This window comes from Lacinutrix algicola, assembly GCF_001418085.1.
Lineage (GTDB): Bacteria > Bacteroidota > Bacteroidia > Flavobacteriales > Flavobacteriaceae > Lacinutrix > Lacinutrix algicola.
In genome coordinates, this window is record NZ_LIQH01000036.1 from 195,511 (window position 1) to 211,056 (window position 15,546).

Here is a 15,546-nt window from a genome sequence, read left to right on the forward strand (position 1 = left end):
AACAATGAAAAGAATTTTTGCCTTATTAATTTTTACTACCATTACTTTAACATCATGTGGAGAAGATTTAGATGATAATTTAGTTGCAAAAACAGAAGTTGAAACAACATTTAACTTCACACATAATTGGGATGATACTGCAGTAACAAATTCAGACTTTAATACCGTTCAATATACCAATGCAAATGGTGAAATGCTGAGCATAGAAAAACTAAGATATTTAATATCGGATATTACTTTTTCTCGCGAAGGCGAAGAAGACATTGTTTTAGATATTTATAATCTGGTCGATGTTACCAATAACAACAATTTATCTTTTACTCCAGAAACTAAAATACCTACAGGAACTTATACAAACGTTTCATTCACTTTTGGCTTTGATGCAGAAGATAATGTTGATGGCGCTTATTTAGATTTAAATTCTGAATCTTGGGCAGTACCAAACACACCAATGTTAGGAAGTGTTGGCGGTTACCATTATATGCAATTAGAAGGTAAGTTTACAAATAGTACAACACCAGAAACTGGCTATGCATATCATACAATTAGAGCTGCCGATGGTAGCGCAACTCCACCTACAATACAAGAAACAGCTATAAATGTAGACTTAGGTCCTGTTGTAATAATTAACGATACTAGTTTAGAAATAAAAATGAACATTGCAGAGTGGTTTAAAAACACATACCAATGGGATTTAACACAATGGAATAATATGTTAATGCCAAATTTTCAAGCACAATTAAAAATGAATGAAAATGGACAAAATGTTTTTAGCTTAGGAACAATTACACAATAAAATGAAAAACGGGTTCATATATATATTACTTATAATTTCTATTTCGGCTTGTTCAAAAGACGAAATAGAAGTTTATGAACCTACTCCAATGCCACTATCTATTCCACAAATATTTTCACAAAATATAATTCCACCAGTAATACCAAATAACAATCCACAAACGGTTCAAGGTGTTGCTTTAGGTAAAAAATTGTTTTTCGATAAAAAACTTTCTGGAAACGAAACAATGGCTTGCGCCAGTTGCCATTCTCCACAACATGCTTTTACAGATAGCACACCTACTAGCGTTGGTATAGACGGCACTTTTGGTTCAAGAAATTCTATGCCATTATTTAATTTAGCATGGAATTATGGCGAACGTTTTACCTGGGATGGTAAAGAATTAAGTATCGAGCGCCAAGCTTTAGAACCTGTACAAAACCCAATAGAAATGCATAGCGATTGGGATGATGTGGTTAACAAACTACAATCAGATCCGGAATATCCAGAACTATTTCGCCTTGCATTTAAAACAACTATAATTACAAAAGAATTAACCACAAAAGCTATTGCACAATTTGAACGCACACTAATCTCTGCAAACTCAAAATTCGACCGCTATTCTCTAGGTCAAGCAACACTTACACCTCAAGAGGAAAATGGTTTAAATGTTTTTTTAGATGAAACCAGAGGAGATTGCTTCCATTGCCATGGCAACCCAAACAATCCATTGTGGACAGATAATATTTTTCATAATAACGGTTTAGATTCTAATTTCACAGATCTAGGTTTAGGCGGAGTAACCGGAGATACAAACGATAACGGAAAGTTTAAAAGTCCATCATTAAGAAATCTAGCCTATACTGCTCCATATATGCACGATGGTAGATTTAATACTATCGATGAGGTTATCGAATTTTATAGTACTGGCTTACAAACATCTTCTACAGTAGATCCTTTAATGAAAAAAGTTGCTCAAGGCGGTGTTAATCTTACAACTCAAGATAAAGCCGATTTAAAAGCTTTCCTACTAACATTATCGGACCCTTCATTTCTCACAAATCCCGACTTTCAAGAGTAAGCATTTCCGAAGAAAATATTACATAGTATTTTACTATTAAACCATATGCTAATATAATGTTAGGTAGTGCGAAAAAAACAGACCAATATTGTATATTTGCAACCTATTTAGATAAACTCTATATAAGAATATGATAAAAGTTTCTGATACAGCTAAAAAGAAAGTCGTTGAATTAATGACTGACGATGGATTTAATCCAACAGTAGATTACGTACGTGTTGGCGTTAAGAGTGGTGGCTGCTCTGGTTTATCTTACGATTTAAAATTTGATAAAACCAAAGAAGACGATGATAAAGTTTTTGAAGATAATGATGTAAAAATTATAGTCGACAAAAAGAGTTTTTTATACCTTATTGGTACAACTTTAGAATATTCTGGTGGATTAAACGGAACTGGTTTCGTATTTAATAATCCTAACGCTAACCGAACATGCGGTTGCGGAGAATCATTCTCATTATAAAAATTGAACGAACGCATTATGTCGAAATATACTGAAGACGATTTAAGAGAAGAACTTAAAACCAAAGAATACGAATACGGTTTTTTTACAGATATAGAATCTGAAACATTTCCTATTGGTTTAAACGAAGATATTGTTCGCGCTATTTCTAAGAAAAAGGAAGAGCCAGAATGGATGACAGAATGGAGACTTGAAGCTTTTAAAGTTTGGCAAGCTATGGAAGAACCAGACTGGGCTAACGTAAATTATACAAAGCCAGATTTTCAGGCTATTGCTTATTACTCTGCACCTGTTGCAGTAGATCCTAATAAAACATTAGACGATGTAGATCCAGATTTACTAGCAATGTATAAAAAGCTAGGAATCTCTGTAGACGAGCAAAAGAAAATGAATAACGTAGCAATGGATATTGTTGTCGATTCCGTTTCTGTGGCTACTACATTCAAGAAAACATTAGCAGAAAAAGGTATTATTTTTATGCCAATTTCTGAAGCAATACAAGAACATCCAGAACTAGTTAGAAAATATATTGGTACTATAGTGCCAACTACAGATAACTTTTATGCAGCTTTAAATTCAGCAGTATTTAGTGATGGTTCTTTTTGCTACATTCCAAAAGGTGTAAAATGCCCAATGGAATTATCTACATATTTTAGAATTAATCAAGGTGGAACAGGACAATTTGAACGCACATTACTTGTTGCAGACGAAGGTAGTTATGTTTCTTACCTAGAAGGTTGTACCGCTCCAAGTAGAGATGAAAACCAATTACATGCAGCAGTTGTAGAGCTTATTGCTCTTGACGATGCAGAAATAAAATATTCAACAGTACAAAACTGGTATCCAGGAAATGCTGAAGGATTAGGTGGTGTTTATAACTTTGTAACTAAACGTGGTTTATGCGAGAAAAACGCTAAAATCTCTTGGACACAAGTTGAAACAGGATCTGCAGTAACTTGGAAATATCCTTCTTGTATTTTAAAAGGTGATAACTCTGTGGGAGAATTTTATTCTATTGCAGTAACAAATAATCACCAACAAGCAGATACTGGAACTAAAATGATTCATTTGGGAAAAAACACCAAATCGACTATTATCTCTAAAGGTATTTCGGCTGGAAAATCTCAAAACTCATACAGAGGTTTAGTACATGTTAGTGCTCGTGCAGAAAACGCACGTAACTTCTCGCAATGTGATAGTTTATTAATGGGTAACGAATGTGGAGCACACACTTTTCCTTATATAGAAGCTAAAAACAAAAGTGCAATGATTGAGCACGAAGCTACAACTAGTAAAATTGGTGAAGACCAGATTTTCTACTGTAACCAACGTGGTATAGATACAGAAAAAGCAATTGCATTAATTGTTAATGGTTTTAGTAAAGAAGTACTAAATAAATTACCAATGGAATTTGCTGTAGAAGCACAAAAATTATTAGAAATTAGCCTTGAAGGCTCAGTAGGTTAAGTTTAATTAAAACATTTCTGCTTAAACAGAAAATAATCATGAAAAAAGCAATCTTACTATTAGTACTTATTATTAGTTTCTCATCTTGTGAAGACTTTAAAAAAGGAGTTAAAGATGGTTATAACGATGCAACTGTTGATGCCGATGGCGTAGACAGAACTCAAGCAAAAGATGGTTTAACAACTTTAAGTGGTGAGTTTTCATATTATGCAGATGCTGCTGTTTTACAAGTAGGAAACAGTGCTATTTATGGTGTTGTATTAAACGAAAAAATGCACGAATTACATACTATGGGAAAACCATATAGAACAGAAGATACCGACGGTATTCTAGTTCAAGTTCGTGGAAAAATCACACCTAAAGTTGAAGGCGAAGAAGGTTGGCCTTTTAATATTGACATTAAAGAAATTATTAGCGTAAAAGAACCTGCAGTAAAAAACGAGGTGATTAAAATTGGAAAATAAAACTATGTTACAAATAAAAGATTTACACGCAAGTGTTGAAGATAAATCGATTTTAAAAGGAATTAACCTTGAAGTAAAAGCTGGAGAAGTACATGCTATTATGGGACCTAATGGTTCTGGAAAAAGCACTTTAGCTTCAGTAATTGCTGGAAAAGAAGAATACCAAGTAGATAAAGGTCAAATACTTCTTGACGGTCAAGATATTGAAGAGTTAGCTGCTGAAGAGCGTGCTCATAAAGGTGTTTTCTTATCCTTTCAATATCCAGTAGAAATTCCTGGAGTTTCGGTAACTAACTTCATCAAAACTGCTATTAACGAAACACGTAAAGCTAAAGGCTTAGAAGATATGCCTGCTAAAGACATGCTTAAAATGATTCGTGATAAAGCAGAATTGCTAGAAATAGACCGTAAGTTCCTATCGCGTTCGTTAAACGAAGGTTTTTCGGGAGGAGAAAAGAAACGTAACGAGATATTCCAAATGGCAATGTTAGAGCCAAAATTAGCAATATTAGATGAAACAGATTCTGGTTTAGATATCGATGCTTTACGTATTGTCGCTAATGGTGTTAATAAATTAAAATCTAAAGACAATGCTGTTGTGTTAATTACACACTACCAACGTTTATTAGATTACATCGTTCCAGATTTTGTACACGTTTTATACAAAGGTCGTATTGTAAAGTCTGGCGGTAAAGAATTAGCGCATGAACTTGAAGAAAAAGGTTACGACTGGATTAAAGAAGAGGTAGACGCTTAGAATTAATTCGCAGTGGTCAGTTGCAGTTTGTAGTTGCAAACTCTTTGCTGATTACTCAATTTTTTTAGCTTTCAAAATGAACAGTTTTGTCATTCCTGCCCAGGCAGGAATCCACAACATAAAGTTCTAGATAAATTAAAAAGATTCCTGCCTTCGCAGGAATGACAGAATTATGGATTTAAAAGAAAAATTAGTATCATCATTTTTAGCATTCGAAAATAATCAGGATGTAGATTCACCTATTCATGATATTAGAAGTGAAGCTATTAAAACATTCGAAACTAGCGGATTCCCTTCAAAAAAGGAAGAGGCTTGGAAATACACCTCTTTAAACAGTGTTTTAAAGCATGACTACAGCGTATTCCCAAAACAAGAGAATGCGTTAGATTATAAAGATATCAAGAAGTATTTTATACACGATATAGACACTTATAAAATTGTTTTTATAGATGGAAAATATTCATCTCATTTATCTCAAACAACTCATGATGGTATTGATGTTTGTTTAATGTCTTCGGCGTTAGTTAAACCTAAATACAAAGCTGTTATTGAAAATTATTTTAATAAAATAGCACCTAAAGACAGTTTAACATCTTTAAATACTGCATTTTCTAACGAAGGTGCTTACATACACATTCCAAAAAATAAATTGGTAGAAAAGCCAATTCAAATTATACATTTTGCTACAGGAAACGAAGCTGCTTTAATGCTTCAGCCTAGAAACTTAATTGTTGTAGACGAGAATTCTCATGTTCAAATTATAGAACGTCACCAAAGTTTAACAGATAATCCTGTTTTAACAAATAGTGTTACTGAGATTTATGCAGATAAACGTGCTATTGTAGATTACTACAAAATTCAAAACGATAACAAAAATGCTTCTTTAATAGATAGTACTTTTGTAGATCAAAAAGATCAAACTAACTGTTTTGTACACACATTTTCTTTTGGTGGTAAGTTAATTCGTAACAATCTTAACTTTTACCAAAATGGTGAACACATGGATTCTACAATGAAAGGTATTACCATTATTGGAGATAAACAACACGTAGACCATAATACTTTAGTACACCACATAGAGCCAAATTGCGAGAGCCACCAAGATTACAAAGGTATTTTCTCAGACAGTTCTACAGGTGTTTTTAACGGTAAAGTAGTTGTTGACAAATTAGCGCAGAAAACAAATGCATTCCAATCTAACAATAATATTTTATTAAGTGACAAAGCATCTATAAACACAAAACCTCAATTAGAAATTTTTGCAGATGATGTAAAATGTTCTCACGGTTGTACTATTGGTCAATTAGACGAAAGCGCTTTGTTTTATATGAAACAACGTGGTATTCCAGAAAAAGAAGCAAGAGCTTTATTAATGTTTGCTTTTAGTAATAATGTTTTAAATTCTGTTAAAATTCCAGAATTAAAACAACGTATTACTAATATCATCGCTAAAAAATTAGGCGTTAATATTGGTTTTGATTTATAAGCTTCTAAAAAAGTAGAAACTATATAATTCTGAAAATAAATAAAAACTGTTTCTAATATTTAGAAGCAGTTTTTTTATGCCTTTCACTTTAAACTATTATCCTTTTTAACAGAAATGTAAATTTTAAAACTCTACTCACGGTAATTGAGAAATGGAGTTTATAGATGAAAAACGTTTCGTATTTTTGTTTTCAACCTTTAGCCTAGCTATTTGGGTGCCGAACAAGTAAAACTCTACAGACAACAGATGTTAGACATAAATAAAATAAGAAAAGACTTCCCAATACTTAATCGTAAAGTAAACGGTAAACCTTTGGTGTATTTTGATAATGCTGCAACTTCGCAAACACCACAGCAAGTAATAGATGTAATAGTAGATTATTATAGTAACTACAATGCAAATATTCATAGAGGTGTTCACGCATTAAGTCAAGAAGCTACAGATAAATATGAAGCTGCTAGACATACTGTCCAAAATCATTTTAATGCAAAGCATCCATACGAGATTATACTAACAGCTGGTACAACAGAAAGTATTAATCTAGTAGCACATGGTTTTGCTTCAATATTAGAGAAAGGTGACGAAGTTATTGTTTCAGCATTAGAGCACCACAGTAATATTGTGCCTTGGCAAATGCTTTGCGAGAAAACTGGTGCTATATTAAAAGTAATACCAATGAACCTAGATGGAGAATTGGTAATGGATAGTTATACTGAATTGCTTTCGGATAAAACAAAATTGGTTTTTGTAAATCATATTTCAAATGCATTAGGAACAGTAAATCCTATAGAAAAAATTATAGAGCAAGCCCATAAAGTTGGCGCTGCAGTTTTAATAGATGGCGCACAAGCTTGTCCCCATATTAAACCAGACGTTCAAGCACTAGATGTAGATTTTTACGTTGCTTCTGCGCATAAAATTTGCGGACCAACAGGTGTTGGTATGTTATACGGCAAAGAAGAATGGCTTACTAAGTTACCTCCCTATCAAGGTGGTGGAGAAATGATAGACCAAGTAAGTTTTGAAAAAACAACTTACGCAGGTTTACCACATAAATTTGAAGCAGGAACACCAAACATTTGCGGAGGTATTGCTTTTGGTGCTGCACTAGATTACATGAATGCTATAGGTTTTGATGCTATTGAAGCCTACGAAAAAGAGCTTTTAGACTACGGAACAGAGAAACTGTTAGAAATTGAAGGTCTAAAAATATACGGTACATCTAAAAATAAAACCTCTGTAATTAGTTTTAATTTAGAAGGCATACATCCTTACGATGTTGGTACACTTCTAGACAAAATGGGAATCGCTGTAAGAACTGGTCATCATTGTGCACAACCTATTATGGCTTTTTTCAATATTCCAGGTACTGTTAGAGCTTCTTTTGCTTTTTACAACACAAAAGAAGAGATTGACGCATTAGTAGCTGGCGTTAAAAAAGCAAAAATGATGCTTTCTTAAAGTTTGGCTTCTTTTTTGTAATATTATAACCGTAACAAACAACAACTTAAAAATGAAAACAACTGCTATATTACTATTTGCTATTATTTTAAATGCCTGTGGAGCCTCAAATCAAGCAACATCCAATCTATCTAACGATACTATGAAAAGCGTTCAAGAAACTCTTAATGGAACATTTACAGTTTCAGAAATGGCAGTAGAAAACTTAACTAAAGATCTCACCATTACTTTTGATGAAGCTAATAGTAAAGTCTCTGGATTTTCTGGTTGTAATAACTTTTTCGGAACTTATACTACTGAAGGAAATACCATGAAATTTAGCGCTTTAGGTTCTACTAAAAAAATGTGTGCCGACAAAAACAGTAATTTAGTTGAAAGTAAAATGATGGCTGAATTAGGTAAAGTCACAAACTTTAAAATTAAAGGTGATAAATTAATATTACTTGATTCTAAAACCGAATTGCTTACTGCAACGAAAACTGTAATGGTAGCAGAAAATAACATAAAAATTGAATACAAGACACATTCTAGAGGTTCATTCAGTCAAATAATTTTAGACAATAAAACAGTAAGTGTTAAAAATGGTCGTAATACAGAGCCAAATGTAAAAACGTGTTCTAATGAAGACTGGAGTACTGTATTAAAACAAGTCTCAGTATTAAATTTAAAAACATTACCTACACTCGAAGCACCAAGTAAAGCACACCAATACGATGGTGCCGCTTTAGCAAACTTTTCAATTACTAAAGATGGTGAAACCTACAGCGTACCAACTTTTGATGCTGGAAACCCAAACGAAGAAATTAAATCTTTGTATAATTTAGTAATGAAGATTAGCAATCCTACTAAAGAAAAGAACTAAAGAATTTCGTAATTTTGCAATAGCAAAAAGATTATTAAAATGCAAAGCATTCAAGAAATACAAGACGAAATTATAGATGAATTTTCAATGTTTGAAGATTGGGAAGAACGCTATCAATACATGATAGATTTAGGTAAAGATTTACCTTTAATTGACGACCAATTTAAAACTGAAGATAATATTATTAAAGGTTGTCAAAGTAAAGTTTGGGTTCATGCAGAAATGGATGACAACAAAATTAGTTTTACTGCAGATAGCGATGCCATTATTACAAAAGGTATTATAGCTATATTAATTAGAGCTTTTTCAAACCAGCACCCTAAAGACATCTTAGACGCAAATACAGATTTTATTGATGCTATAGGCTTAAAAGAACATTTGTCTCCAACCCGAGCAAATGGTTTAGTAAGCATGATAAAGCAAATTAAAATGTATGCCATTGCGTACCAAACACAAGTAAAATAGTTAAGTCTTTTACTGTAGAGTTGTAAGTAAACTTACAACCAAACAACTAAGGATTTAACGTAAAAACAAAAAAAATGAGCGACACAACAATAGATACAACAGAGTTAGGAGAAAAAATAGTAGCAGTAATAAAAACTATTTACGATCCAGAAATACCTGTAGATATATACGAATTAGGATTAATTTACGATGTTTTTGTAAATGAAGATTACGATGTTAAAATACTAATGACTTTAACAACACCTAACTGTCCGGTAGCTGAAACACTACCTTTAGAAGTTGAAGAAAAAGTAAAATCTCTTAAAGACGTTAATAACGCCGAAGTTGAAATTACTTTCGATCCACCATGGACTCAAGAATTAATGAGTGAAGAAGCGAAACTAGAACTTGGTATGCTCTAAATAGAAAAGCAATGCCAAGACAAGCTCCTAAATCTCTTAAAGATGGAAAAAAAACTAGCTTACGAAAATCTTTTAGTGCGCTAGTTTTTATTCCAAGATTTTTTAAAGAAATCTGGAGAACCAACAAAAAACTCTTTTTACTTTCTGCCTTTTGCAGGCTTATTGGAGCCATTTTACCTGTAATTATTCTTTGGATAGGTAAAATAATTATAGACGAAATTATTCTACAAACTAAAGTAGAAGTTTCAGATTTAAACCTACTCTGGACCTATGTTGCAATAGAGTTTGGTTTAATCATAATTTCAGACCTTATAAGCAGAGCCATTTCTTTAACAGACGGCTTACTTGGTGACTCTTACTCGATAGACTCTTCGGTAAGAATTATAAAAAAAACAAATCAAATAAATATAAGTCTGCTTGAAGACTCAGAGTTTTACGATAAGTTAGAACGTGCAAGAACACAAACTAATGGTCGTGTTGGATTAATGTCTAATGCCTTAGGCGAAGTACAAAGCCTAATATCTATAATCACATTAGTGGCAGGTTTAATTTATTTTGAGCCTTACTTAATTATTCTTTTAATACTAAGTATTATTCCATCGTTTATAAACGAAATTTGGTTTAGCCAACAACAATATTCTCTAGCAAGAGGATGGACTGCAGAACGTAGAGAATTAGATTATTTACGTTTTATTGGTGCAAACGATAAAACTGCAAAAGAAATAAAGCTTTTTGGCTTAACAGATTTTGTAGTAGACCGATTTAAAAACCTATCTCACGAATACTACAACCTTAATAAAAAGCTAGCCGTAAAACGTTCGGCATTAGGTTTCCTATTTAATGTTTTAGGTACTTTAAGTTACTATGGCGCTTATGTTTTTATAATATATAGAGTTATTTCTGGAGTAATTACACTAGGTGAATTAACCTTTTTATCTGGAGCATTTAACAGACTTACAAGAAACCTACAAGATTTCTTTTCTAAATTCACGCGCATAACAGAAAGTGCATTGTATTTAAAAGATTATTTCGATTTCCTAGACATATCTATCAAGCCCGCACATAAAGAAGACATGCCACTTCCTGAAAACATAAAGGAAGGTTTCGAATTTAAAAATGTCCGTTTTGCTTATCCAGGATCTGAAAACGAAATACTAAAAGGCATTAGTTTTAATATGAAAGCTGGCGAAAAACTAGCATTTGTAGGACAAAATGGAGCAGGAAAAACAACATTAACAAAACTTCTGTTACGTTTTTACGAGCCTACTTCTGGTGAAATTCTACTAGATGGCATTAATATTAATAGATTCGATAAAGCCAAATATCAAGAATATTTTGGCGTTATTTTTCAAGACTTCTTTAAATACGAATTTACCGTAAGAGAAAACATAGCTATTGGCGATATTAATGAAATAAATAACCAATCTAAAATTGAAGACGCAGCAAAATTAAGTTTAGCAGACGAAGTGGTGCAAGATTTAAAGTTTGGCTACGACCAACAATTAGGCAAGCGTTTTGCAAAAGGACAAGAACTTTCTGGTGGACAATGGCAAAAAGTAGCACTAGCAAGAGCCTATATGAAAGATGCTAAAGTGATGATTTTAGACGAACCTACTTCGGCTTTAGATGCTAAAGCAGAAAGCGAGGTTTTCGATCGTTTTATTGGCTTAACTCAATTTAAAACAAGTGTTATAATTTCGCATAGATTTAGCACAGTAAGACAAGCCGATAGAATACTAGTATTAGAAGAAGGACGTGTTTTAGAAATTGGCACACATGAGGAACTCATGGAAAACAAATCGTTGTATGCCGAATTATTTACACTACAAGCAGAAGGTTACCAATAAAGATTTAAATTTGTATTATGGCTGATGAAATTATAAACCGCGTAACAACCAGTAAGCTTGTTGTTTTTGATCTTGAGGATTATTATCCTAAAGGCGAACGCATACTTTTTGATATAAAAGATTGGCTTTACGAAGGTTTCGTGCTAAGAGAAAAAGAGTTTAGAGTTTTAGTTAAAGAACATGATTGGTCGCAATATCAAGATACTCTTGTTGCATTAACTTGTACAACAGATGCAATAGTTCCAGATTGGGCCTACATGTTACTAAGCATTCAATTAGCTCCATTTTCAAAAACTACTGTTTTAGGTAATTTGGAAACATTAGAAACAGCATTATATCAAGATATTATTACCAATTTAGATATTAATATATTTAAAGACAAACCGGTAATTATAAAAGGTTGCTCTAAAAAACCAGTACCTTCTAGTGCTTATATAATGATTACAAACAAGCTAAAACCTGTAGTAAAATCTATAATGTTTGGTGAGGCTTGTTCTTCTGTGCCTTTATTCAAGCGTTAATTATCGAAAAAAACAAGCACTTAATCGTATATCTTAATTAATTATATTACTGAAATCCTCTAATTATATTCATTTGATATACTTTTGTCTTACAAAATTTAAAAAAATGAAAAAAGTATTATTTCTATTAGCTTTTAGTATTGGTGTTGTATCGGTACAAGCACAAACAAAAGAAGAGTTACACACTCAGAAAACGGAAAAACAAGCTATTGCTGATTCTGCTCAAGCTGAAGCAGATGCTTTACAAGCTCAAATTGATGCGCTTCCAGGATGGAGAAAAGGTCTTTTTGGTACTATTGGTGGAACACTTTCTAATTTTAGCAACTGGTACTCTCAAGGAACACCTGACAATGCCTCTGGTAATATTGGAGTTTCTATTAATGCATATGCTAATTTAATTGAAGACAAATTTTTCTGGAGAAACTCTTTAACGTCTAACCTTAACTGGGTAAAATTAGATGACAAGTCTAATGATAATTTAGAAGGTACTCCTTTTGAAGTTGATGATAAAGATTTTAACCCAACTACAGATGTTTTCAATATTTCTTCTCTGTACGGTAGAAATATTGCTAAAAACTTTGCAGTTTCTGCTTTAGCAGAATACAGAACAACTTTATTAGACAACTTTAACGATCCTGGATATTTAGACGTTGGTGTTGGTGGAACTTGGACTCCTATGGAGAACTTAATTGTTGTTATTCACCCATTAAACTACAACTTTGTATTTGCTAAAAATGATGCTGTTTTTCAATCTTCTTTAGGTGCAAAAATAGTAGCGGATTACACAAGACAAATTGGTGCTATTAGCTTTAAGTCTAACTTATCTACTTTCCAAAGTTATAAGTCTGGAGATTTATCTAACGTGACTTGGACGAACTCATTTAGTTATACTTTATGGAAAATGATTGGTGTTGGTTTTGACTTTGGCTTAAGAAGCAACAAACAAGAAGCGCTTAACTATACTTTAGGACAGTATGATGCTACATCTACAAATCCTATTCCTACTTTTGGAAACGTAGATAACAAATTACAGTCTTACTGGTTATTAGGGTTAAGTTACAACCTATAATCTACAAACAATATAGTATTAAAAACGCTTTAGTAATCAGACGTTTTTTTATGTTCAGTTTTTTATAAAATTGGAAGTCTAAAAATAATTTAATCCTTTTTATTAAACTTACGTTCATTCTTCTTATTATTAAAGAGCCTTTTTAAGAAACCATCACGTTTATCTTCTTCGCAATTTAATGCATCAAGCACTTCATTTGAAGGAGTTTCGAAACTACTTTTAGTAATAGAACTATAATTTGAATCTGCATTTAACTTCTGATAAAACTTAGCGAAAATTGGTAAAGCAGAATTTGCGCCTTGCCCTAAGCCTGTAGTTTTAAAACCAATATTATAATTATCGTTACCAACCCAATTTACAGTAACTAAGTTAGGCGTAATACCTACAAACCAACCATCTTTATTATCTTGAGTGGTACCAGTTTTGCCTGCTATATTGTTTTTAAGATTGTAAGTCGACCTTAATCTAGCAGCAGTTCCGGAATTAACCGTAGACTTCATAATTTGTAACATTACTTGTCTTGTATAATCACTATAAGCTTTAGTTTCTTTTACTTCTGGTTTAAAGGACACAATCTCTACTCCGTTTTTATCTTCAATTTTAGTAATAAAATAGGGTTTAACTGGTTTGCTACTATTTACATAACTAGCATAAGCACCTGCGAGTTCTTGTATATTAATTTCGGCAACACCTAAAGCTAAAGACGGTTCTTCAGGAAGTTCTTTTGTAATCCCTAATTTCTCAGCTTGCTTTAAAACTTTATCGATACCTACTTCATTTAAAACCTTTACAGCAATAGTATTCATAGATTGGCTTAATGCTTTTTCTAGATTATAATTAATGTGCGGATCTTCTTCTTTACTTCCAGAGTTTGTTGGTGTCCAGTTTTTATAATCTGTGTACGTCACTGCTTCCGGAGAAAAATAAGTACATGGTTTCATACCGTTATCTATAGCAGCGGTATAAACAAAAGGCTTAAATGTAGAACCTACCTGGCGTTCGCTTTGTGATACGTGATCGTATTTAAAAAAACGATAATCTATACCACCAATATAAGTTCTTACTGCTCCTGTTTTAGGTTCTAAAGCAATCATGCCTGTGTTTAAAAACTTTAAGTAATGCTTTAAACTATCTATTGTAGAAATGTTTTCGATTTTAGTTTCTTTCCAGTTAAACACCTCAACTTCGTGCTTGATAGCAAGTGAATCCATAATTTGAGTATCCTCTAAACCAAGTGCTTTATATTTTTTATATGCAGGAAGTGTTTTTATTGTTTTTTCAATTAGCTTTTTATTGGTTTGCCATGGTGCATTTTTACCATAAGAAGCCTCGTAAGCCTCTTGTAATTTTGTGAGATGCAATTGCATTGCTTCCTCTGCATACTTCTGCATTTGGTAGTCTAATGTTGTGTGTACTACTAATCCATCCTTATACAAATTATAAGCCTCTCCATTTGGCTTTTTATAATCTTCTAATACAATTGCTAATTCCTTTTTTAACTGTGCTCTAAAGTATGGTGCTAACCCTAAATCGTGATTAAAAGATTGGTAATCTAAATCTATAGCTTCGGTTTTAGATGTTGTTAATTGGTTTTCTGTAATGTAGTTATACTTTAGCATTTGTTGTAATACTACATCTCGTCTTTTCTTACTGTTTTCTAAATTACGTCTCGGGTTATAAAAACTATTTGCTTTTAAAGTTCCTACAAGAGTAGCTCCTTGAGATAAGGTTAAACTTGATGTGGGAATACTAAAAAATTTACGAGAAGCACTTTCTATTCCATAGGTATTATCTGGAAACGGAACCGTATTAAGGTACATAGTTAATATTTCTTTTTTAGAATATATGTTTTCTATTCGCTTGGCAACTATAGACTCTTTTACTTTGTTAATTACTGTACTAAAAGCAAAGTGTTTATCTCTACCGTATAAGTTTTTTGCCAATTGCAAAGTAATTGTACTTCCTCCTCCCGAAGATTTATCTTGAAACAAAATTGTTTTAAATAACACACGCAGTAAACTAACATTATCTACGCCATCGTGCTCATAAAATCGCACATCTTCGGTTGCTATTAAAGCATTTAAAAGATGTTTTGGAAATTGATTATAAGTTAATGGCTGCCTATCGTAAATGTAATATTTACCAATAAGCTTACTGTCTTTATCTAAAACCTGAGTGGCTTCGGCTTGCTTTAAATTTGTTAAATCTGCTGTGTTTGGTAATTTACCAAAGGCTCCAAAATAGATGCTGACAAAAAAAACGAGAGCTAAAATTACGGCTCCAATACCAGCTAAAATGGATTTTTTTACCCATTTATTTTTAAAGAATGTACTTAATTTTTGTTTTATCATGTGTAGCTATAACGTGAAAAAGATCTGTTTCTTTTAATTACGATATTATCTATGATGTTGGTTGTTATTATAATAAAAA

At 32.4% G+C, this 15,546-nt stretch carries 15 protein-coding genes; 14 read left to right on the forward strand and 1 reads right to left on the reverse strand.

Going from position 1 to position 15,546, the window contains the following annotated elements:
• Positions 1-4: 4 nt before the first annotated feature.
• From ASC41_RS09290 to ASC41_RS09355, 14 genes are all read left to right on the forward strand, one after another.
• Positions 5-796 carry an MbnP family protein gene (locus ASC41_RS09290; RefSeq protein ID WP_055436359.1) on the forward strand — a complete coding sequence of 264 codons (792 nt, stop codon included), beginning with the start codon at positions 5-7 and terminating at the stop codon, positions 794-796.
• A 1-nt stretch (position 797) separates the two neighbouring features.
• A complete protein-coding gene (locus ASC41_RS09295) occupies positions 798-1,856 on the forward strand; it encodes a cytochrome-c peroxidase (protein ID WP_055436360.1) in 1,059 nt (352 codons plus the stop codon).
• A 130-nt stretch (positions 1,857-1,986) separates the two neighbouring features.
• A complete protein-coding gene (locus ASC41_RS09300; protein WP_055436361.1) occupies positions 1,987-2,316 on the forward strand; it encodes a HesB/IscA family protein in 330 nt (109 codons plus the stop codon).
• A gap of 18 nt (positions 2,317-2,334) precedes the next feature.
• A complete protein-coding gene (gene sufB, locus ASC41_RS09305) occupies positions 2,335-3,783 on the forward strand; it encodes a Fe-S cluster assembly protein SufB (RefSeq protein WP_055436381.1) in 1,449 nt (482 codons plus the stop codon).
• Positions 3,784-3,821: 38 nt separating this feature from the next.
• Positions 3,822-4,247 carry a hypothetical protein gene (locus ASC41_RS09310; RefSeq protein ID WP_055436362.1) on the forward strand — a complete coding sequence of 142 codons (426 nt, stop codon included), beginning with the start codon at positions 3,822-3,824 and terminating at the stop codon, positions 4,245-4,247.
• A gap of 4 nt (positions 4,248-4,251) precedes the next feature.
• Complete coding sequence (gene sufC, locus ASC41_RS09315; RefSeq protein WP_055436382.1) at positions 4,252-5,004, forward strand: Fe-S cluster assembly ATPase SufC; 753 nt, start codon at positions 4,252-4,254, stop codon at positions 5,002-5,004.
• 172 nt (positions 5,005-5,176) lie between these two features.
• Entirely contained in the window at positions 5,177-6,490 is a 1,314-nt protein-coding gene (gene sufD / locus ASC41_RS09320; RefSeq protein WP_055436363.1) for a Fe-S cluster assembly protein SufD, read from the forward strand.
• 246 nt (positions 6,491-6,736) lie between these two features.
• Positions 6,737-7,951 (forward strand): aminotransferase class V-fold PLP-dependent enzyme, encoded by a 1,215-nt coding sequence (locus ASC41_RS09325; protein ID WP_055436383.1) that lies wholly within the window; start codon positions 6,737-6,739, stop codon positions 7,949-7,951.
• A gap of 52 nt (positions 7,952-8,003) precedes the next feature.
• Positions 8,004-8,813, forward strand: a complete 810-nt coding sequence (locus ASC41_RS09330) for an META domain-containing protein (protein WP_055436364.1) — start codon at positions 8,004-8,006, stop codon at positions 8,811-8,813.
• 39 nt (positions 8,814-8,852) lie between these two features.
• Positions 8,853-9,278, forward strand: a complete 426-nt coding sequence (locus ASC41_RS09335; RefSeq protein WP_055436365.1) for a SufE family protein — start codon at positions 8,853-8,855, stop codon at positions 9,276-9,278.
• Positions 9,279-9,352: 74 nt separating this feature from the next.
• A complete protein-coding gene (locus ASC41_RS09340) occupies positions 9,353-9,679 on the forward strand; it encodes a DUF59 domain-containing protein (RefSeq protein ID WP_055436366.1) in 327 nt (108 codons plus the stop codon).
• Positions 9,680-9,690: 11 nt separating this feature from the next.
• Positions 9,691-11,526, forward strand: a complete 1,836-nt coding sequence (locus ASC41_RS09345; RefSeq protein ID WP_055436367.1) for an ABC transporter ATP-binding protein — start codon at positions 9,691-9,693, stop codon at positions 11,524-11,526.
• Positions 11,527-11,543: 17 nt separating this feature from the next.
• Positions 11,544-12,047: a DUF2480 family protein gene (locus tag ASC41_RS09350; protein ID WP_055436368.1), complete on the forward strand. Its 504-nt coding sequence runs from the start codon at positions 11,544-11,546 to the stop codon at positions 12,045-12,047.
• A gap of 106 nt (positions 12,048-12,153) precedes the next feature.
• Complete coding sequence (locus ASC41_RS09355; RefSeq protein ID WP_055436369.1) at positions 12,154-13,116, forward strand: DUF3078 domain-containing protein; 963 nt, start codon at positions 12,154-12,156, stop codon at positions 13,114-13,116.
• Positions 13,117-13,205: 89 nt separating this feature from the next.
• Here ASC41_RS09355 and ASC41_RS09360 read toward each other — a convergent pair whose 3' ends face one another.
• Complete coding sequence (locus ASC41_RS09360) at positions 13,206-15,467, reverse strand: transglycosylase domain-containing protein (RefSeq protein ID WP_055436370.1); 2,262 nt, start codon at positions 15,465-15,467, stop codon at positions 13,206-13,208.
• Between the last annotated feature and the right edge of the window lie 79 nt (positions 15,468-15,546).

Bases quoted from the DNA above. Each gene is read 5' to 3' on its own strand.
- ASC41_RS09290 (WP_055436359.1), top strand. From the start codon at position 5: ATGAAAAGAATTTTTGCCTTATTAATTTTTACTACCATTACTTTAACA.
- ASC41_RS09295 (WP_055436360.1), top strand. From the start codon at position 798: ATGAAAAACGGGTTCATATATATATTACTTATAATTTCTATTTCGGCT.
- ASC41_RS09300 (WP_055436361.1), top strand. From the start codon at position 1,987: ATGATAAAAGTTTCTGATACAGCTAAAAAGAAAGTCGTTGAATTAATG.
- sufB (WP_055436381.1), top strand. From the start codon at position 2,335: ATGTCGAAATATACTGAAGACGATTTAAGAGAAGAACTTAAAACCAAA.
- ASC41_RS09310 (WP_055436362.1), top strand. From the start codon at position 3,822: ATGAAAAAAGCAATCTTACTATTAGTACTTATTATTAGTTTCTCATCT.
- sufC (WP_055436382.1), top strand. From the start codon at position 4,252: ATGTTACAAATAAAAGATTTACACGCAAGTGTTGAAGATAAATCGATT.
- sufD (WP_055436363.1), top strand. From the start codon at position 5,177: ATGGATTTAAAAGAAAAATTAGTATCATCATTTTTAGCATTCGAAAAT.
- ASC41_RS09325 (WP_055436383.1), top strand. From the start codon at position 6,737: ATGTTAGACATAAATAAAATAAGAAAAGACTTCCCAATACTTAATCGT.
- ASC41_RS09330 (WP_055436364.1), top strand. From the start codon at position 8,004: ATGAAAACAACTGCTATATTACTATTTGCTATTATTTTAAATGCCTGT.
- ASC41_RS09335 (WP_055436365.1), top strand. From the start codon at position 8,853: ATGCAAAGCATTCAAGAAATACAAGACGAAATTATAGATGAATTTTCA.
- ASC41_RS09340 (WP_055436366.1), top strand. From the start codon at position 9,353: ATGAGCGACACAACAATAGATACAACAGAGTTAGGAGAAAAAATAGTA.
- ASC41_RS09345 (WP_055436367.1), top strand. From the start codon at position 9,691: ATGCCAAGACAAGCTCCTAAATCTCTTAAAGATGGAAAAAAAACTAGC.
- ASC41_RS09350 (WP_055436368.1), top strand. From the start codon at position 11,544: ATGGCTGATGAAATTATAAACCGCGTAACAACCAGTAAGCTTGTTGTT.
- ASC41_RS09355 (WP_055436369.1), top strand. From the start codon at position 12,154: ATGAAAAAAGTATTATTTCTATTAGCTTTTAGTATTGGTGTTGTATCG.
- ASC41_RS09360 (WP_055436370.1), bottom strand. From the start codon at position 15,467: ATGATAAAACAAAAATTAAGTACATTCTTTAAAAATAAATGGGTAAAA.